Below are 17,779 nucleotides of genomic sequence, written 5' to 3' on the forward strand. Positions count from 1 at the left end.
AGTGTTTTCTCCACCAAGGTACAAAACTGTACCGCTAGAGCCATCTAAAGAACCTGCGCATATTCCACTAAACGTATAATTTGTATCATTTTGATACCATGAACAATTCACTTCCATTTTAGATGAAATATTTTCACTAGTCATTGTTACAGTTTTATTATCACCATATAGACCAACAGCACTAGTATATCCACCACCTGGAAGTATCTCTTCGGCAGATATATCTTCTGTATAAACTTCATCTTGACTATCATTACTATAAATAGGAGCCGCCAACGCGCTACCCGTAATCACAAACGCCATAAGCGCCCCCAACGCTAAACTTCTTTTTAACATCCTCTTTTTCATAATACCTCCGCCTTTCTCCGTAATTATCAACTTCATTAACAATTAAAAGATAAATGCAGCAACAACATATGTTGTCAATTCCATTATACGCGCTTGTCCCCCCCAGTCAAGCAAAAGTGTATCGAACACTTTTGCCTTGCAGCGCTAACGCGCTGGCTGCTACGCTCCAAGTAAATCGTTAAGCGCAAAACAAATTACGCAATCCTAAATAAGTAACAACTAGAGATTTTATCGTTTGCCAAGCGACATTAGCAATTTTAGCGCCTAGCGCCCGGAAGCATAGAAACGAGGGTACGTAACAACCGCCCACGCCCGCCAAATTCTACCGAAGTTTCGTCCTGCTTCCGCGCGTAGGGCGCGTCAAAAATTGCGCGTCGCGGCAAACGTAAAATCTCGATGCTAAACCAAGCTAAGCAGCGCAAAAAAAAGCCCCGCCTACCTTTCGGTAAACAGGGCTATCCTCACTATCATTTTTCAAAAATCTTTTGCTGCGCTTTACTCTTGCGTTCTTCTGCTTCTGCACAGCGCCTGCAGGTTGTAGCCGCGGCAGTCGATATAATCCCGCGTTGGCCCACTGATAACCAAGGGCGCGCGGCGCAGCTCCTGCGGCTTGCGGCAGCCTAACAGCAGCAGATAACGCCGTAGCTCTTCTCCCAAAGCTTCCAGATAGGCTGCGGCAGCCTCCACGCCCTGCTCAACTACAAGACGCAGCACAGACCCCGTAACGCCCACGGCGTCCGCACCCAAGGCTAGGGCCCGCGCCGCGTCGCCGCCGCTGCGAATGCCGCCGGAAGCCAGCAGCAGCTTGTCCGCGCCCACTATCTGCCCGTCCAGCAGCGTCCAGCAGGTGGGCAGACCCCAACAGGCAAAGTCCTCGCTCAGCTTCGCGCCGCTGCGGCGCGCCTCAATAGCCGGAAAATTAGTGCCGCCGGCCCCGGCGCAATCGAAGCAGTCAAAGCCTTGCGCCAAAAGCAGCTCGTACTGCTCCCTGGCAATGCCGCAGCCTGTTTCCTTGACGATCACCGGTACTGTCAGCTGCTCCTTAACGGCAAGCATATTCGCCAACAGTCCGGCATAATCCTTATCGCCTTCGGGCATCCACAGCTCCTGCGCCGCGTTCAAATGCAGCTCCAAAGCGTCGGCCTGCAGCATCTCCACGGCGGCCTGCGCCTCCTGCGGCGTAGCTAAAGCGCTGATGTTGCCTAAAATCAGGCCGTCGGGATTTTCCTCCCGCACCACAGCGTAGCTTGCCACGCCCCTGCCCTCGCGTACTGCGCCGTACTGGGAGCCTACGGCCATGCCCACGCCTGCGCGCGCCGCTGCCTGCGCCAGCTTGCGATTGATCTCCGTCACAGCATCGGTGCCGCCGGTAATAGCGTCAATGAAAAAAGGCAAACGTAAGCGTTTGCCTAAAATTTCTACCGATAAATCAATGTCTGCCGGATTGATTTCCGGCAGACAATTGTGAATGAAACGAAGATCAGCAAGATGTGTCGCAGCAGGGCCGTCGCCAAGCTCCAGCGCATATTTTATATGTTCCAGCTTACGTTGAGCTCGCTGCATATCCGTTTGCTCCTCTTATTTTTCCAGACTTTCCAGCTGCTCGGACAGATCCTGAGTCAGTGAAGCGTTTTTCTTACCGATGTAGGAACGGTATTCTGCTTTTTCAGCGTCGCGTTTTACCTTAGAAATGCTCAGGCCGATCTTTTTGCTGTCCAGATCCATTTTGATAACCTCGGCTTTAACGATTTGGCCCAGCTCCAGAGCGTCGTCCGGTTTAGCGATGCGCTCTTGCGCGATTTCGGAAATATGTACCAGGCCTTCAACCTTATCGCTCAGCTTAACGATAGCGCCGAAAGGCAGGAAGCGTACTACTTCCGCTTCTACGATATCGCCGATATGGAATTGACCTGCTTCAACCTTCCAGGGATCCTCCAGGGTAGCCTTGATGGACAGGGCAACGCGTTTGTTTTCGCGGTCAATTTTCTTAACCAGTACGGTTACTGCGTCGCCTTCCTTAGCAACGTCGGCAGCCTTAACATTGCGGTCCCAGGACAGCTCGGTGTTGTGTACCAAGCCGACCAGGCCTGCGCCAACTTCTACGAACAGGCCGAATTCAGCTACTTTAACAACCTTGCCGGGAACAACCTGTCCTTCCTCAACGGAATTGTAGGCTGCTTCCTCAGCGGCGGCGCGAGCTTCCTTGCGAGCGGCGATTTGAGCTTCACGCTGCTCTCTCCAAGCCTTAGCCTTAGCTTCTTTTTCAGCTTTCAGCAGGTCGCGGCGGGAAACGACGATGCGTTTCTTTTCCAAATCAACCTCGATAATTTCAGCTTGCAGCTCCTGACCCAGATACGGGGTGAAATCTTCTACGCGGCGCAGCTCTACATGGGAAGCGGGCATAAAGCCTTCCACGCCTTCTACAGCAACGCCCAGGCCAACGATGTTTTTAGCTTTGTTTTTAATAATACGCAGTACCTTAACGGTGGCCGGGCGTTTTTCGCCTTCAGCCAGCTCAGGAACATTCTTCCAGGCTGCGTCGCGTTCAGCCTTTACCTTGGACAGACGAACGAAATCGCTCTTGGTGCTGCCGGGAATAACTTTAGCTTCAACCTCGTCGCCGGGTTTAACGGTTGCCATCAGTTCTTCAGGATCTACAGCCGGATTCCACTCGGCATAAGTGATCAAGCCATCATGTCTATATCCAAAAGATACATAAATGCCGTCTTTATCCAGTTGAATAACGGTACCGTTGACAATTTTGCCCGGATATACCTCTACCTCCATACTTTCATTGAGCATACTTTCAAAATCCATGTTTTCCATTGCTATAATAGCCTCCTTAATTAAACGGTCCGGAGTGGATGCTCCCGCCGTGATTCCTATTTTATGACAATCCCTGAACATATCGCTGCGCAGCTCGCCGGCAGTTTCGATATGATATGCCTTGCGGCAATGCTCCTGCACCAGCTCGAACAGATGCCGCGTGTTGGCGCTGTTGCGTCCGCCTATAACTACTACTGCGTCAGACTCTGACGCCAGCTTGACGGCAGCCTTTTGCCGCTGCGCCGTAGCCAGACAGATGGTGCGCTCCACACGGTACTCGCCGGGCCTTTGCTCTTGCATGGCCTGCAATATATCTTCAAATTTTTGCAGCTCAAAAGTGGTCTGGATGATTACTCCATAGCGCTCCTGCTGCGGTATATCAGAGATATCTTTTATACATTCTACACAGATAGCGTTTTTTCCTGCCCATTTTAAAATACTTTTTACTTCGGGATGATTTTTTTCTCCAACGATTACAGGAAAATAGCCGTCCGCTGCTGCCTGAGCAGCTTTTTTCTGCGCCAGCCGCACATTGGGGCAAGTGGCGTCTAAGATGTGCAACCCTTTTTGCTCCGCTTCGGCGTAGGTTTCCGGCCCTACTCCATGGGAACGGAAAATAACTGTTTCGCCCGCGCTGAACTGTTCGAGGCTGTCCCTGCAGTCAATGCCCTGCTGCGCCAGCTCGCTTATCAGCTGCGGATTATGAATTAAAGGTCCCAACGTGCCGCCCCGGATATGCCCGGCGGCCTCCCTGGCCATATTTACGGCCCGTTTGACGCCGTAGCAAAAGCCGCAGCACTCGGCAACCTTAATCTCCATCATGCTCTGGCTCCTTCCTGAAGCTGTGCAATGCGCTGCATCAGGTCTTCCGTCATATTATGCAAAAGCTCCTTATTGATTACGGTGTCGGCAGAAAAATACAGGGGCTTGCCGAAGCGTACCGTAACCTTAGGCCAGATGCGGCCCTGACGCTGGAAGTCCGTGCCGATAACGCAACAGGGAACGATAGTCGCCATAGCCTTGCTGGCCATCATCAGCGCGCCCGGTTCAGCCTTGCCCAGCTTGCCGGTCTTGCTGCGGGTTCCCTCCGGGAAGATCGCCAGAACCTGGCTGCTTTGCAAAATTTCTATGCCGCGCTTAATGGCAGCGCGGTCGGCGCCGCCGCGGCGCACCGGAAATGCGCCCAATATTTTATAGATATCGCCCAGTATGGGCACGAACAGCTCCTGCTTAGCCATAAAATGCACCTTGCGGGTAGCGGCCGTGCCGATAACCGGCGGGTCAAGCAAGCTTAAATGATTGCTGGCAATAACCAGCGGCCCCTCCTTGGGGATATTTTCCGTTCCTTCCACGCGCATACGCAGAACGACGGCAAATAATACACGCAAAATAACCTTAACGACAGCGTAAATCATTGGGCTCTCTCCCCGACCAGCTGCAAAATTTTTTCAGTTACCTGCTCGATATTCATATGCGAGGTATCCAAAAGCAGCGCGTCCTCAGCCTGGCGCAGGGGGGCGATAGCCCGTTCGCTGTCCTGCTTGTCGCGGCTGGCAATATCCCGCTGCAGCTGCGCCAGGTCAACCTGCTCGCCCTTGGCCAGCAGCTCCTTATAGCGGCGCTGCGCCCGCTCCTCCACCGAAGCGGTTAAGAAGATTTTCAGCTGCGCGTTGGGAAATACTACCGTGCCGATGTCGCGGCCGTCCATAAGCACGCCGCCTGCGTCGCCCATGCGGCGCTGCTGCTCCACCATGGCTTCGCGTACCGCGCCGATAGCGGCTACCCTGGACACGTTGGCCGTTACCTCCGCGCTGCGGATGGCGTCCGTAACCTCCTGCCCGTCGACAAACACTCTATTGACGTTAGCCTCCGGCCTGAACTGGATAACCATAGTATTTGCCAGCTGGCTGATAAAAGCCTCGTCAAAGGGCTGACCAGTCTGCAAAAACCTCCAGGCCACGCTGCGGTACATAGCGCCCGTGTCGATGTAGGCATAGCCCAATCTTTCGGCGGCCAGCTTGGCGATAGTGCTTTTGCCTGCTCCCGCAGGGCCGTCAATAGCGACAACAATTTTTTTCATAGAACATAACCACACTTTTTTAAATATTGGCTGCTGCACAGCCTGCGGCATAGCCGCTGGAAAAGGCAGCCTGTAAATTAAAGCCGCCGGTATAACCGTCCACGTCCATAACCTCGCCGGCAAAATATAAGCCGCCGACCAGCTTGGATTCCATGGTTTTGGGATTTATTTCCTTCACGTCCACGCCTCCGGCGGTAACGATGGCCTCGCCGATAGGGCGCGCAGCCGTAATTGGCACGCAAAAGCTCTTTAAAGCCTGCAATAAGCGCAGGCGTTCCTCACGCGAAATCTGGTTGACGAATTTTTCCTCGTCCAGATACGCCATATCGCAAACGACAGGAATCAAGCGCTGCGGCAGAAGGTCCTTCATACCGTTAGCCAGCTGCTTGCGGCTGTATTCCTTAAAATCGCGCTGCAAACGGGCGTCCAGCTTTTCCGCATTCAGGGCGGGCTTTAAATCGATGTGCAGCTCCACCTCCTGCCCCGCGTTCAGCGCCTTAACGGCAGCGTTGCTGAGCGAAAGAATGATGGGGCCCGATACGCCGAAATGCGTAAAAAGCATTTCACCGAACTCGCTGCCAATCTTCTTGCCGTCGGCCAGCAGCGTAGCCTGCACATTGCGCAGGGATAAGCCCTGCAGCTCGTCCACATAGGGATAATCGCTTTCCAAAGGCACCAGCGACGGCTTCAATGCCACAATATGGTGCCCCGCCTTAGCCGCCAGCTTAGCGCCGCCGCCGTCGCTGCCCGTTCCCGGGTAGGAAGCGCCGCCCGCCGCCAAAATAACGGCGTCCGCTGTGTGTACGCCGTTAATCGTCTTTACGCCGACGGCTCTGCCGTCCTTGACCACGATTTCCAGCGCTTTAGTATCGGTAAGCAGTCTGCCGCCCAGGCTGGTGAACAGCCTGACCAGCGTATCGACAACATCCTTAGCCCGGTCGCTGACGGGGAAAATTCTGCCGCCCCGCTCTACCTTTGTAGGCAGGCCGTTATTTTCCAGCATCTCTACTATATCATTATTAGTGAACCTGTGTAAAGCACTATTTAAAAATCTTCCGTTGCCGGGAAGATTTTTCACAAATTCCTGCAATTCGCAGGCGTTAGTTATATTACAGCGCCCTTTGCCCGTAATCAGCATTTTTTTGCCGGGCTGACGCATTTTTTCCAAAATCGTAACGCTGGCGCCGTTCTGTGCGGCGGCAATGCCTGCCAGCAGCCCCGCCGCCCCGCCGCCGATGATAACCACCCGGCTCATAGCTTAGCCGCCTTTTTTAAAGCCGCCAGTTCGCCGTCGGTCAGCTCGCGGAATTTGCCGCGTCCCAGATTGCTCAAGGTCAGCGGCCCCATTTTAATGCGTTTTAAATCGCGCACAGGGAAACCGATAGCGTCGCACATCCGGCGTACCTGGCGGTTGCGCCCTTCGTGAATCGTGATGTCGAACAGCGTAAAATTATGCTCGTGCTCGTAGCTGCGCAGATTGACCACCGCCGGAGCCGTCATGCCGTCCTCCAGCTTAATGCCCATGCGCAGCAAATCCAGCTTCTCGTCGGGTACAATACCCGGCACCTTCACAAGATAGGTTTTATTAACCTCGTGGCTGGGGTGCATCAACGCCTGGGCCAGCGCGCCGTCGTTAGTCAGCAGCAGCAGTCCTTCGGTATTGTAATCCAGACGGCCGACGGGAAACACCCGTTCCGGCAAATCCTTGACAAAATCGGCGATACTGCGCCGGTTTTCCGGGTCGCTCATGGTCGTAACCACGCCGCGGGGCTTATAAAACATATAATAGGCTTTGCTTTCGGCTTTAATGGGCTTGCCGTCCACCATAATACGTGTTCTGGCGGGGTCAAACTTACTGCCCAGCTCGGTCACAACCTTACCGTCAACGCGGACGCGGCCCGCCGTAATAATCTTTTCTGCTTCGCGGCGGGACGCGATGCCTGCCGCCGCCAAAATCTTTTGTAAACGCTCTTCCATCTAATCTATTATTCCTTTAATTCATTATTTTCGTGATTCTCTTCCAAGGACAGCACCTGCTGCACCGCCTCCTGCTCGTCCTCCGGCAAGGGTTCTACGGCAGGCAAATCCTGCAGCGACGCCAGGCCAAACACCGTCAGGAATTTATCTGTAGTGGCGTATAATATGGGGTTGCCCAAAGCCTTCTTGCGCCCGGCTTCCGTCACCAAGCCCAAATCCAGTAGCGTTCCCAGCACGCCGTCCACCTTGACGCCGCGGATAGCCTCCATCTCCGCACGGGTAACAGGCTGCTTAAACGCGATAATCGCCAGTGTCTCCATGGCCGCGTTAGTCAGCCTGACCTCTTTTTTGCGGTTCAGATTGCTCAGCAGGCGGTAATGCACCGGCTTGGTCACCAGCTGATAGCCCCCGCCCACCTGACGCAGCATCAGGCCGCGGGCTTCGTCCTCATAACTGTGCTCCAGCGTGGACAGCAGCTCCCAAACCTGAGGCTTTTCCAGCTGCAATACATTGGCCAGTTCGCCCACGCTGATGGGCTCGCCTGCGGCAAAAAGCACCGCCTCCAGCGCTCCCGTCATCTGCTCATGATACATGGCTGCTCTCCCCCTGTCTGCCGAAAATATAAATGGGCGCGAAATGCTGCGCCTGGCTGATAGCTACCAGCCCCAGCTTCAGCAGCTCCAGCACCGCCAGAAAAGCCGCCACCTTTTCGCCGGGACGTCCCGAACGGAACAGCTCGTTAAGTAAAAAGCCGTGGGGATGACGATTAAGCCGCTGCAAAATGGCGGACATTTTTTCCTGCACGCTGAAGGCCTGCGGCTCGATAAAGGCTGTGGGCCTGCTGCCGCCGGCAAGCATGCCCGCCAAGGCCTTGAGCAGATCCTGCACCGGGTAATGCCCCAAATTGCGCTCCACCATATTGGCGAACATAGGCGCACGCTGGCCGAAACGGTCGGCTTCTTCCTTTAATGCGCGCAGCTTATTAGCGGCTCGCTTAATGCGGCGGTATTCCACCAGCATTTCCACCAGCTGCTGGCGCGGGTCAGTCTCCTCCTCATCGTCGGCGGCAGCCTCCTTCGGCAGCAGCAGCCGCGATTTTATTTGCAGCAGCGTGGCTGCCATCACCAGAAATTCGCTGGCTATTTCCATATCAAATTCGCTGAGATTACGCAGATAGCTGATGTACTGCTCCGTAATCTCCACGATGGGAATATCATAAATATCTATTTTATCCCTCTCGATTAAATGCATCAATAAATCGAGAGGCCCTTCAAAAGCGTTAAGCTTTAACGACAAATCCTTCATTGCGGCAAATTAAAAGACAATACGCAGCAGACTGTTGACCAGCATCAGATAGCCGTTAGCCAGGGGATTGATAATCATACCGGTAATACCGGTAAAAACCAATGCGATAAGGATCAAGAAGCCGTAACGGTCAACGATATTATTAAACTGCCAGGACTGCCTGGCAGGCAGCAGTTCGGATAAAATGCGCGAGCCGTCCAAGGGCGGAATGGGAATCAGATTGAAAAAGGCAAACCATACGTTATACAGCTGCATCCACAGCAAAAAACGGTACATGCCGTCGCTCATCAAGCCCAGGCGATTGGTCAGCGCCATCAGCAGAGCCGCTAAAAAGCACAAAAAGAGATTGGCCGCAGGACCGGCAAAGGATACCTTTAAAATACCCTCGCGGCGGTTGCGGAAATTATTTACATTGATAGGCACTCCCTTAGCCCAGCCAAAGCCGGCCACCACCAGCAGCACTGCGCCGATGGGGTCAAGATGGGCCATTGGGTTAAAGGTCAGCCGTCCTGCGTAGCGCGCCGTCGGGTCGCCCATGCTATCCGCACATTGAGCGTGCGCATATTCATGGATGGATATGGCGAACAGCAAGGCAGGAATACGGTATATCATAGTACTTAAATCAAGCATTACAGCCTCCGGTAGAAAATATCTTAATGGTACAATTATACAACAGCTTGCGTTATTAAGTCAAAAAGAAAACGGAACCGCCGCAGTTTTTCTGTGACGATTCCGTAAAAATTTTGTTATTTCCCCGTAAAAGCAGGCGGACGCTTTTCATAGAAAGCGGCTATGCCTTCCTTGCAGTCGTCGGTACCCATAAGCAGGGACTGGGTAGTTTCTTCGATAGCCAGCACCTCGTCCAGGGTCAGGGCCGTATTGTTCAGATACTTCTTAGTCAGGCCGATAGCCAGAGGAGCACTGGCAGCCAAACGCCCTGCCATCTCATAAACCTTATCCTTCAGCTCGGCGTCGTCGCACACATGGTTAAGCATCCCCAAGGCAGCCGCCGTAGGCGCGTCGATTAAGTCGCCGGTAAACATCAGCTCCTTAGCCTTATGCACGCCGATAGCCTTGGGCAAAAAGTACAGGCCGCCGCAGTCAGGAATGAGGCCAACCTTGGCAAAGCTTTCGCCAAAACGAGCTTTGCTGGAAGCATAGATTAAATCGCAGGCCAGCATCAAATTCACGCCTGCACCGGCAGTAACGCCGTTGACATAAGCGATGACCGGTTTTTCCATAACGGTAATGCGCTTGGCTACGTCCCCTACCTTAGCGATAAATGCTTTTTTAGCCGCCGTACCGGTCAGCCCGTTCAGATAGCTTAAATCCCCGCCTGCGCAAAAGGCTTTGCCGTTGCCCGTCAGCACGATGCACTTTACCTCGCTGTCGGCCTCAGCCTTATCCAAAGCGTCATGCAGGCCATTGATAAGTCCATCGTTCATCGAATTAAGGCTTTTCGGACGGTTCATGGTAATAGTGGCAATATGATTTTCTACAGCGTATAAAACGGCTTCTTCCATGAAAACAACTCCTTTGCTATTGAAAAACCCGAAGCTGGCAGCTCCGGGTTTTTGTTTGCGTGAAGCTCTGCCTTCACAATCAACACTTTTTAGTCATTTAAAGTATAACATATGCTTCGCTAAAATGCAAGAATATAACTAATGATAAAAAAAGCCAGAACCTTGCGATTCTGGCGTAATTTTTCTGGCTCCCCGAGTAGGACTCGAACCTACGACGCCCTGATTAACAGTCAGGTGTTCTACCGGCTGAACTATCGGGGAATAAGGTTGATCTTCAATCAACGAAGTATATTATACATAAATATCCGCTGAATGTCAACGGTTTTCCTGTAAAAAGCTGCGGTTAAAGCGATATTTTTACAGTTGCTGACACCGCAGGCTTATTTGCGGGTCAGCTTATAAATCAGCGCGTTGCAGATAGCCGCCGCCACGTTGCTGCCGCCCTTGCGGCCGCGGGCAACGATATAAGGAATACCTGTCCGCATAATGATTTCCTTAGATTCCACCACGTTGACAAAGCCTACGGGCACGCCGATAACCAGCTCCGGTTTAATTTTGCCTTCTTTTACGAGTTCGTCTAGGCGTACCAGCGCCGTAGGAGCGTTGCCCACGGCAATGATTACCGGGCCTTCGATAGAACAGGCCTTTTCCATGCAGGCAGCCGCTCTGGTAGAGCCTGCCTCCTTAGCGCGGGCCGCCACGTCGGCGTCAGCCATAAAGCAAACTGCCTTAGCGCCCAGCTTACTCAGCCCCATCTTATTGATGCCGGTGCAGGCCATATTAGTGTCGGTAACGATGGTCGCGCCTTTCTCCAGCGCTGCCAAGGCCTTTTCCACTACGCCGTCCGAAAACAGCAGATTACGCGCATAATCAAAATCCGCGGAGGTATGGATAACGCGCTTGACGATATCCAGCTTTTCAGGATCAATTTTAATTTGGCCTAATTCTTCGCCAATGATCTCCATGCTGCGTTTTTCAATATCAGCAGGCAATACGTTTTGTAAATGCATCTTCTTCCTACCTTTCTCAACCCAAACGAGAGATAAACTCGAGCGCGCTCATCTTTCGATGCCCGTGCGCGCAGGTATTCCCCTTTCAAAGGGATGCTTGCGCTTACAGATTTCGGAAACGTAATCAGCCAGCTCCACCAGTTCGGGAGCAGGATTACGGCCCGTAAGCACAACCTCCATCTGCCGCGGCTTATGCCGCAGAAAATCAACTAAAACATCTTTATCAAAAACGCCCGTATTGCAGGCGCCGATAACCTCGTCAAGAATAAGCAGGTCAATATGCTCGTCCACGCATTTCTGCTTAACCTTTGCGAATAAAGCCAGATGCTCGCTCTTCACCTGGGCCTTTTCCTCATCGTTCATCTGAAAGGTGAATTTCTTCGTTTCCTTGCCGCGCATCACCTCAATATCGGGCAGCAAGGCCAGGCTTTTCAGCTCTCCCGTAGGTCTGCTTTTGAGAAACTGCACTAAAAGCACATGGTTGCCGTGACCGCTGCAGCGCACAGCCAGCCCAATGGCTGCCGTCGTTTTCCCCTTGCCGTCACCGCAGTAAATATGAATCAGGCCGCCGTTTTCCATCAGACACCAGCCTCCAGAATTTCGTAAATCTTCGGCATATCCAGATTAGCGCGCACGCTATCAGCCAGAATATCGTACTGCTGCCGTTTGTAGTCGGCAAAATTGATGGTTTTAATATCGTCCATGTGCAGGCCCTTTTTCGCCAGCAGCGCTTCCACTATCTTCGCAGCAATACCGTCGCCGTCGAAAACGCCATGTACATAGGTACCGTACACATTCATTTTATAAGTAATGTTCTGAGAGCCTTCAGGCATATCCTCCCCCGCTTCATGGATGGGGTGAATGGTAGTCAAGGCTTCCTGCTCCGGGAATTTAGTAACGCCGGAATGAATCTCATAGCCAAACAACGGCATACCGCTGAGCTCGGAGAAAATACCTTTAATCTGGCCAAAGCGCCCCTCCATCTGAATGGTACGCTTATGCTCAATAAAGGAAGTTTCTATATCCAGCAAACCAAGACCCGGAGTATCGCCGCCCTCCTCTACGCCATAAGGGTCGGAAATATTTTTGCCTAGCATCTGATAGCCGCCGCAAACGCCAAAAATAACGACGCCGTTGCTGGCATGCTTCAAAATAGCGGCTTCCATACCGCTCTGACGCAGCCATTTCAGATCGCCGATGGTATTTTTCGTACCGGGAATAATAATCATATCAGGGTTGCCCAAATCGCGCACATTCTGCACATAGCGCAGGGATACGCCTGGAATCAGCTCGAACACGTTAAAGTCGGTATAATTGGACATTCTGGGAATACGCACTACGGCTATATCCACCAGATTAACCTCGCTGCGGCCGCTGATGCGCTCCGACAGGCTGTCCTCGTCTTCGATATCCACGTTGAGCATGGGCAGCACGCCTATGACGGGTACGCCGGTTTTATCCTCAATCATTTTCAAGCCCGGGCGCAAAATTTCTACGTCGCCGCGGAATTTATTGATGACAACGCCCTTGACCATGGCACGCTCGTCCTCCTCCAGCAGCATCAGCGTGCCGTAAATAGAGGCAAAAACGCCGCCGCGGTCAATATCCGCTACCAAAAGCACCGGAGCCTTAGCCATTTTAGCCATGCCCATATTGACAAAATCGTCCTTTTTAATGTTAATTTCAGCAGGGCTGCCCGCACCCTCGATACATACTATATCGTACTGGGCGGCCAAAGCGTCAAAAGCTTCCTGCACTTTGGGGCGCAGCGTATGCTTCATGGCGTAATACTCCCCGGCGCGCATGGTACCGATGGCTTCGCCGTTGACAATTACCTGAGAGCCGCTGTCGCTGGTAGGCTTGAGCAAAATGGGGTTCATCAATACGCTGGGCTCGATATTGGCAGCCTCAGCCTGTACAACCTGAGCGCGGCCCATTTCGGCCCCTTCCCTGGTAATAAAGGAATTAAGCGCCATATTTTGAGATTTAAAGGGCGCTACCTTATAACCATCCTGATTAAAAACGCGGCACAGACCTGCCGTAAGCAGGCTTTTACCGGCATTGGACATGGTACCGACTACCATTATTGCTTTTGCCACTTTAACCACTCTCTTTCATCAAAAAGTCCAATATCTGGCGGTAGCTGTCAAAAACGCAGAGCCGCGGCGGCGCGTTAAGATACCCCGCCACCACAGGCGTGCAGCCGTCGCCATGCTTACCCGTTACCGAGCTGGTTACGTGATCGCCGCAAACGACAACCTTTAAGGGCTCATGATAACGGCTGCTGACAGTCTGCAAAAACTCTTTATCGATGCGGGCAATAAAATCTGCCTTGGCCGCATAATCATACCGGTGAGCGGCTTCGTCGGAGCCGTTGAAATGAGCGATCACGAAATCATTGCGCTCCAGGAGGTTCAAGGCGCCCTCCGCTTTAGCGGCAATATCCGTATCCACATCTCCCGTAGCCTTAGGAGGAATGCACACCTCCATTCCTAAGGCTCTGGCTATGCCCGCCACAATTTCGGCCTTGCAGACCGCCCCTCCCCGCAGTCCGTGCAGACCGGTAAATGATGGCAACGTCTGCCGTGCCGAAGCGCCCCAGGGATACAGCACATAATGCAGTCCGTCATGAGCGAAGGGAGCCAGGCGCTTGTTAGTTTCATTTAGAAAATAACTGATGGACAAAGACTGCCGACGCAAGGGCTCCAGTAGCGCCTCCGCGTTGCCGCCCACGCTTTCGTGCGGCGGACGCACGTCGCAATCCAGAACGGCCGCCTCCTTATTCATAATAAGCAGGTTACGGTATTCCGACAGATGGATAAATTCAATATCCCTCAGCACATTATCGCAAGCCTGGGCGACACGGCGCATGGCCTCCGCCGTCAACCCCCGGCCGTTGAACGCGGCTAAGCTGCCTTTTTCGTCCACCGCCGCCAAATTGCAGCGCAAGACCATCTCATATTCCGAAATATCCCTGCCCTGGGCCAGCAGCTCCAAATACGCCCTGTTGTGAGGAATATCCTGCTTGGCTACGCCTAAAAGCCGCAGAATGCAGCTACAGCTTTCCGGCACAATATCTTTTTCACATATACTGAGAAAGCTGACGCCTCCGGCTGCTGCCAAAGCGTCCATAGCCGGATGGCTGGCATGGTCAAACGGCGTCTGCCCCTGCCAGGCCGGAATCGGCTCGTCCCCCAGACCGTCAATTAAAATTAATAAAGAGCGCATGCTTTTTTGCTTCCTTAATCGCTTTAATCAGACCGCGGTTCAGCACTCTCGTTTTCACCGCAACGCGATAATAACCCCGTTCCAAATTATCATAATTAGCGCAGGAACGGATAATATATCCCTGCTCCCGCAATAGCTTGTCCAGGCGTTTTGGTTCAGTCAAACGGAAGAAAACGTAATTAGCCTCCGAACCGTAGACCTTAGCGCCTAAAGCAGTCAGCTGAGAAATAAGATATTGACGTTCCTCCTGTACCAGCATCATCGATTCATGCAGGTACTCCTGTTCCTTCAAAGCTGCAATGCCCGCAGCCTGCGCCAGCACGGATACGCTCCAGTCCTGACCGCTTGCGTATAGCTTATCGAGGAATTCCATATCAGAGCACATCAAATAGCCCAAACGCACGCCTGGCATGGCAAAGGTTTTAGTAAACGCCTTCATAACAATCAGCTCCGGATACCGCTCCAGCAAATCGCGCACGCTGAAAGCTTTTTCCGGCGCGACAAAATCCATGAAGCATTCGTCTACTAAAAGCTTGCAATTTATAACGCGACATTTTTGCAGTATACGTTCAATAACGGCGCGGCTCGTAATCTGTCCCGTAGGATTATTGGGATTGCAGATAATAAAAATATCTGTACGCGTCGTCATTTTACCGACAATATTCTTAGTAGGCAAAAAGTCGTTTTCTTCAAGTAAATAATAGTTTCTGACATTACACTTCGCAGCCCGCAGAGCCTTTGCGTAATCCGTAAAGGTAGGCGCATACACCATGCCGCGCACCGGCTTCAAAGCAATAGCCACACGGAACAACAGGTCGGAAGCGCCGTTGCCAAAGAAAAGATATTCTGGCTTAACATTCAAATAAGCGGCTGTAGCTTCACGCAGCTTACGGCAAAAAGGGTCAGGATAATTATCGCAGTCCTTAATCGCCGCTTTAATAGCTTCTTTTACACCTAACGGTAAACCTAGAGGGTTGATGTTGGCAGAAAAATCCACCAAAGGCTTACCATCAGCAGTAGTTTCTTCTGTATAGATATCGCCGCCATGCTCATACTTGTACATTACTACACCCTCAGTTCTTTAAAGTAAAATATTAACTAAATATACCAATGAAAACAGCAGTAAACACAGCACCGCCGTCATATACAACAAATTATTGGCCGCTGCAATATCATCAGGACGCACAGGCCGCAAATTGTCGCCAATGGTGTCCTTATGTACCAGCTTGCCGAAATAAAAATGATCGCCGCCCAGCTGAATGTTCAAGGCGCCGGCCGTCACCGACTCCGTCATGGCTGAATTGGGACTTAAATGATTATAACGGTCGCGCCAGAAGATTTTCCAGGCGTTTTTAGCGTCCATATTAAGAAAATACGACGCCATAATCATTACCAGTCCCGTAATGCGCGCCGGAATCAGATTAGCCAAATCATCCAGCTTGGCCGCGCAACGTCCAAAATACAGGAACTTATCATTTTTATAGCCCACCATGGAATCCATGGTATTGATGCCCTTGTATAAAAAGGCTAAAGGCGCGCCGCCTAAGAACATATACAGCATAGGCGCTATAATGCCGTCGGCAGTATTTTCAGCTACGGTTTCCACCGCGCCCTTAGTTACTTCCTCCTCGTCCAGGTTCTGCGTATCGCGGCCCACGATCCAGGAAAGCTTTACTCTGGCGTCGGCCAGGTCTCCGCTCTGCAGGGCGGTAAAGACTTTCATGCTTTCGTCCCGCAGGCACTTAGTCGCAAAAATCTGGTAGCACATAACGGTTTCCAAAGCCCAGCGCAGCCACGGATGTACCTGCCCTGCGCAATACAGGATGGCGTAAGGTACGGCGAAGGAGACGACTACAACAATCGCCACCATCAAGGCGCCGCCGCACAGCAAGGCCCATTTCCCAGGCTCCAGCAGCCTGCGCAGATTGCGCTCCAAAAAACCGATCATGTTGCCGATTAAACAAATGGGATGTGGCAGCCAATGGGGATCTCCGAATATTAAGTCTAAAATGAAGCCCGCTATAATAGCGGTCAATGATAACATAGATCCATCCCCTTCAAACATTGCTTGCCAGTAAATTTGCAGCACAGCTGCAGACAAAGCGCTTCACAGCGCGTTATTTTTCAGCTTTATAAGCGCAGCAGCGCGTTACAAAGCTGCGGGCAAAATCCACGTTGCCCCACAAATGAATGTGCGGATACCCGGCGTACATCGTAGACGTAGCCGTCGCGCATTCCCAACTGCCGCGGCCCGAAGCCTTGGCAGCCACAAAGCTGCTGCCGTTATTGGTACTGTCAGAATAATGGAACTCATGCCCATTGATCCTGCCGCCCTTGGCGCACAGCACATTGTCCTGCTGCGCCGTCAGGTGGACATAACCAAAACGGGTCAGCTTCTTCGTCATAGCCGTTTCTCCCGGCAGAGCGCCTACCCAATTATAGGTCTGCTCCCCCTCGCGGTAGCGCTCCAGCAGATACATAAAGCCGCCGCATTCGGCAAAGCAAGGCATACCGCCGTCTAGGGCGGCCTTTACCTCCTGCAGCATTTCCTTATTATCCGCTAATTGCGCCGCATAAAGCTCCGGATAGCCGCCGCCCAAAACCAAGCCGCTGCAATCCGCAGGCAAATGCTTATCCGTCAAGGGACTGAAGGGAACCAGCTCCGCTCCCAGCTCCGTAAGCAGGTCCAGCGCATCCTGGTAATAAAAACAAAAAGCTTTATCCCTGGCGATAGCCACGCGCACCTTGCCCACCGGTTCAAGGCCTACCGGCGTATACGTCAAAGGCGCGGCCTGCCGTGCAAGGGCCACAAGGCCGTCCAAATCAATGGACTTAGCCGCCTGCACCGCCAAACGCTCTACAATCTGCTGCAAATCGCCAATCTCCTCGGCTGTTACCAGGCCGAGATGACGGCTTTCAAAATTGCAGTCCTGCATCACAGGGAAATAGCCCAAAAGCTTTACGCCAGTCTCCTGCTCGATGACCTCCTTATAGAAAAGGTAGCTCATGGGATTAACATTGTTCAGGATAGCTCCCGCAATATGACTGTCAGGACGGAAATACTTGAAACCCTTAATCATTGCGGCAATGGATAAGGCGGCTCCCTTGCCGTTGACCGCCAGGACTACTGGCGTGTCGCAGGTACAGGCCAGGTCGTAGGCGCTGGCCTCCGACGTTTTGCCCATACCGTCGTAATAGCCCATGGCTCCTTCAAAAACGGCGATATCCGTCCGGCGGCAATTCTTAGCCACCAAATAACGGGCCGTTTCCTTCCCCAGCATGAAGATGTCCAGATTACGGGACTTGGCGCCAATCACGCGGGAATGGAACATGGGGTCGATATAGTCGGGTCCGGATTTAAAGGCGGCTACCGCCAGCCCTTTGTCCATCAGCGCCTTGAGCAGCCCGCAGACGATAGTTGTTTTGCCGCTGCCGCTGCCCGGCGCGCTAATCATAAAACGAGGCACCTTGATTTCAGCCAT

The 17,779-nt window shown here is 52.5% G+C and carries 17 protein-coding genes and 1 tRNA gene; all 18 read right to left on the bottom strand.

Going from position 1 to position 17,779, the window contains the following annotated elements; genetic code table 11:
- Positions 1 to 843 precede the first annotated feature (843 nt).
- The 18 genes from fni to Q4E64_RS05065 all read right to left on the bottom strand — a co-directional run bounded on the left by fni (position 844) and on the right by Q4E64_RS05065 (position 17,779).
- Positions 844 to 1,911 (bottom strand): type 2 isopentenyl-diphosphate Delta-isomerase, encoded by a 1,068-nt coding sequence (gene fni / locus Q4E64_RS04980; protein WP_303166632.1) that lies wholly within the window; start codon positions 1,909 to 1,911, stop codon positions 844 to 846.
- Positions 1,912 to 1,926: 15 nt separating this feature from the next.
- Complete coding sequence (gene ispH / locus Q4E64_RS04985; RefSeq protein ID WP_303166633.1) at positions 1,927 to 3,996, bottom strand: 4-hydroxy-3-methylbut-2-enyl diphosphate reductase; 2,070 nt, start codon at positions 3,994 to 3,996, stop codon at positions 1,927 to 1,929.
- On the bottom strand, positions 3,993 to 4,589 hold the full coding sequence (locus tag Q4E64_RS04990; protein ID WP_303166635.1) for a 1-acyl-sn-glycerol-3-phosphate acyltransferase: 597 nt from the start codon (positions 4,587 to 4,589) through the stop codon (positions 3,993 to 3,995). The genes ispH and Q4E64_RS04990 overlap by 4 nt, the downstream gene beginning before the upstream one ends.
- The gene (gene cmk, locus Q4E64_RS04995; protein WP_303166637.1) at positions 4,586 to 5,254 is read right to left on the bottom strand and encodes a (d)CMP kinase; all 669 of its coding nucleotides are present in this window, start codon (positions 5,252 to 5,254) and stop codon (positions 4,586 to 4,588) included. Before cmk ends, Q4E64_RS04990 begins: the two co-directional genes overlap by 4 nt.
- Before the next feature lie 19 nt (positions 5,255 to 5,273).
- Positions 5,274 to 6,509: an NAD(P)/FAD-dependent oxidoreductase gene (locus Q4E64_RS05000; RefSeq protein ID WP_303166638.1), complete on the bottom strand. Its 1,236-nt coding sequence runs from the start codon at positions 6,507 to 6,509 to the stop codon at positions 5,274 to 5,276.
- Positions 6,506 to 7,231, bottom strand: a complete 726-nt coding sequence (locus Q4E64_RS05005) for a pseudouridine synthase (RefSeq protein WP_303166640.1) — start codon at positions 7,229 to 7,231, stop codon at positions 6,506 to 6,508. Before Q4E64_RS05005 ends, Q4E64_RS05000 begins: the two co-directional genes overlap by 4 nt.
- Positions 7,232 to 7,239: 8 nt before the next feature.
- Positions 7,240 to 7,824: an SMC-Scp complex subunit ScpB gene (gene scpB / locus Q4E64_RS05010; protein WP_303166641.1), complete on the bottom strand. Its 585-nt coding sequence runs from the start codon at positions 7,822 to 7,824 to the stop codon at positions 7,240 to 7,242.
- Positions 7,814 to 8,536 (bottom strand): ScpA family protein, encoded by a 723-nt coding sequence (locus Q4E64_RS05015; protein ID WP_303166643.1) that lies wholly within the window; start codon positions 8,534 to 8,536, stop codon positions 7,814 to 7,816. The genes scpB and Q4E64_RS05015 overlap by 11 nt, the downstream gene beginning before the upstream one ends.
- Positions 8,537 to 8,545: 9 nt before the next feature.
- Positions 8,546 to 9,166, bottom strand: coding sequence for a site-2 protease family protein (locus Q4E64_RS05020; protein WP_303166644.1), 621 nt, complete (start codon positions 9,164 to 9,166; stop codon positions 8,546 to 8,548).
- A 116-nt stretch (positions 9,167 to 9,282) separates the two neighbouring features.
- Positions 9,283 to 10,059: an enoyl-CoA hydratase/isomerase family protein gene (locus Q4E64_RS05025; protein WP_303166646.1), complete on the bottom strand. Its 777-nt coding sequence runs from the start codon at positions 10,057 to 10,059 to the stop codon at positions 9,283 to 9,285.
- Positions 10,060 to 10,244: 185 nt separating this feature from the next.
- Positions 10,245 to 10,320, bottom strand: a tRNA-Asn gene (locus tag Q4E64_RS05030).
- A 119-nt stretch (positions 10,321 to 10,439) separates the two neighbouring features.
- Positions 10,440 to 11,069 (bottom strand): precorrin-8X methylmutase, encoded by a 630-nt coding sequence (locus Q4E64_RS05035; RefSeq protein ID WP_303166647.1) that lies wholly within the window; start codon positions 11,067 to 11,069, stop codon positions 10,440 to 10,442.
- 48 nt (positions 11,070 to 11,117) lie between these two features.
- Positions 11,118 to 11,648 (bottom strand): cob(I)yrinic acid a,c-diamide adenosyltransferase, encoded by a 531-nt coding sequence (locus Q4E64_RS05040; protein WP_303166648.1) that lies wholly within the window; start codon positions 11,646 to 11,648, stop codon positions 11,118 to 11,120.
- The gene (locus Q4E64_RS05045) at positions 11,648 to 13,168 is read right to left on the bottom strand and encodes a cobyric acid synthase (protein WP_303166649.1); all 1,521 of its coding nucleotides are present in this window, start codon (positions 13,166 to 13,168) and stop codon (positions 11,648 to 11,650) included. The genes Q4E64_RS05040 and Q4E64_RS05045 overlap by 1 nt, the downstream gene beginning before the upstream one ends.
- A gap of 1 nt (position 13,169) precedes the next feature.
- Positions 13,170 to 14,297 (bottom strand): hypothetical protein, encoded by a 1,128-nt coding sequence (locus Q4E64_RS05050; RefSeq protein WP_303166650.1) that lies wholly within the window; start codon positions 14,295 to 14,297, stop codon positions 13,170 to 13,172.
- Entirely contained in the window at positions 14,272 to 15,360 is a 1,089-nt protein-coding gene (locus Q4E64_RS05055; RefSeq protein WP_303166652.1) for a histidinol-phosphate transaminase, read from the bottom strand. Before Q4E64_RS05055 ends, Q4E64_RS05050 begins: the two co-directional genes overlap by 26 nt.
- An 18-nt stretch (positions 15,361 to 15,378) precedes the next feature.
- Positions 15,379 to 16,341, bottom strand: coding sequence for an adenosylcobinamide-phosphate synthase CbiB (gene cbiB, locus Q4E64_RS05060; RefSeq protein ID WP_303166653.1), 963 nt, complete (start codon positions 16,339 to 16,341; stop codon positions 15,379 to 15,381).
- 73 nt (positions 16,342 to 16,414) lie between these two features.
- The gene (locus Q4E64_RS05065; protein ID WP_303166654.1) at positions 16,415 to 17,779 is read right to left on the bottom strand and encodes a cobyrinate a,c-diamide synthase; all 1,365 of its coding nucleotides are present in this window, start codon (positions 17,777 to 17,779) and stop codon (positions 16,415 to 16,417) included.

It is taken from the genome of Phascolarctobacterium sp., assembly GCF_030531065.1.
Taxonomy (GTDB): Bacteria; Bacillota; Negativicutes; order Acidaminococcales; family Acidaminococcaceae; genus Phascolarctobacterium_A.

Coding starts and splice junctions, on each gene's coding strand:
- Q4E64_RS05065 (WP_303166654.1), bottom strand. CDS start 17,779: ATGGCTGAAATCAAGGTGCCTCGTTTTATGATTAGCGCGCCGGGCAGC.
- Q4E64_RS05020 (WP_303166644.1), bottom strand. CDS start 9,166: ATGCTTGATTTAAGTACTATGATATACCGTATTCCTGCCTTGCTGTTC.
- ispH (WP_303166633.1), bottom strand. CDS start 3,996: ATGATGGAGATTAAGGTTGCCGAGTGCTGCGGCTTTTGCTACGGCGTC.
- Q4E64_RS05040 (WP_303166648.1), bottom strand. CDS start 11,648: ATGGAAAACGGCGGCCTGATTCATATTTACTGCGGTGACGGCAAGGGG.
- Q4E64_RS05035 (WP_303166647.1), bottom strand. CDS start 11,069: ATGCATTTACAAAACGTATTGCCTGCTGATATTGAAAAACGCAGCATG.
- Q4E64_RS05050 (WP_303166650.1), bottom strand. CDS start 14,297: ATGCGCTCTTTATTAATTTTAATTGACGGTCTGGGGGACGAGCCGATT.
- Q4E64_RS04990 (WP_303166635.1), bottom strand. CDS start 4,589: ATGATTTACGCTGTCGTTAAGGTTATTTTGCGTGTATTATTTGCCGTC.
- scpB (WP_303166641.1), bottom strand. CDS start 7,824: ATGTATCATGAGCAGATGACGGGAGCGCTGGAGGCGGTGCTTTTTGCC.
- Q4E64_RS05025 (WP_303166646.1), bottom strand. CDS start 10,059: ATGGAAGAAGCCGTTTTATACGCTGTAGAAAATCATATTGCCACTATT.
- fni (WP_303166632.1), bottom strand. CDS start 1,911: ATGCAGCGAGCTCAACGTAAGCTGGAACATATAAAATATGCGCTGGAG.
- Q4E64_RS05055 (WP_303166652.1), bottom strand. CDS start 15,360: ATGTACAAGTATGAGCATGGCGGCGATATCTATACAGAAGAAACTACT.
- cbiB (WP_303166653.1), bottom strand. CDS start 16,341: ATGTTATCATTGACCGCTATTATAGCGGGCTTCATTTTAGACTTAATA.
- Q4E64_RS05005 (WP_303166640.1), bottom strand. CDS start 7,231: ATGGAAGAGCGTTTACAAAAGATTTTGGCGGCGGCAGGCATCGCGTCC.
- Q4E64_RS05015 (WP_303166643.1), bottom strand. CDS start 8,536: ATGAAGGATTTGTCGTTAAAGCTTAACGCTTTTGAAGGGCCTCTCGAT.
- cmk (WP_303166637.1), bottom strand. CDS start 5,254: ATGAAAAAAATTGTTGTCGCTATTGACGGCCCTGCGGGAGCAGGCAAA.
- Q4E64_RS05000 (WP_303166638.1), bottom strand. CDS start 6,509: ATGAGCCGGGTGGTTATCATCGGCGGCGGGGCGGCGGGGCTGCTGGCA.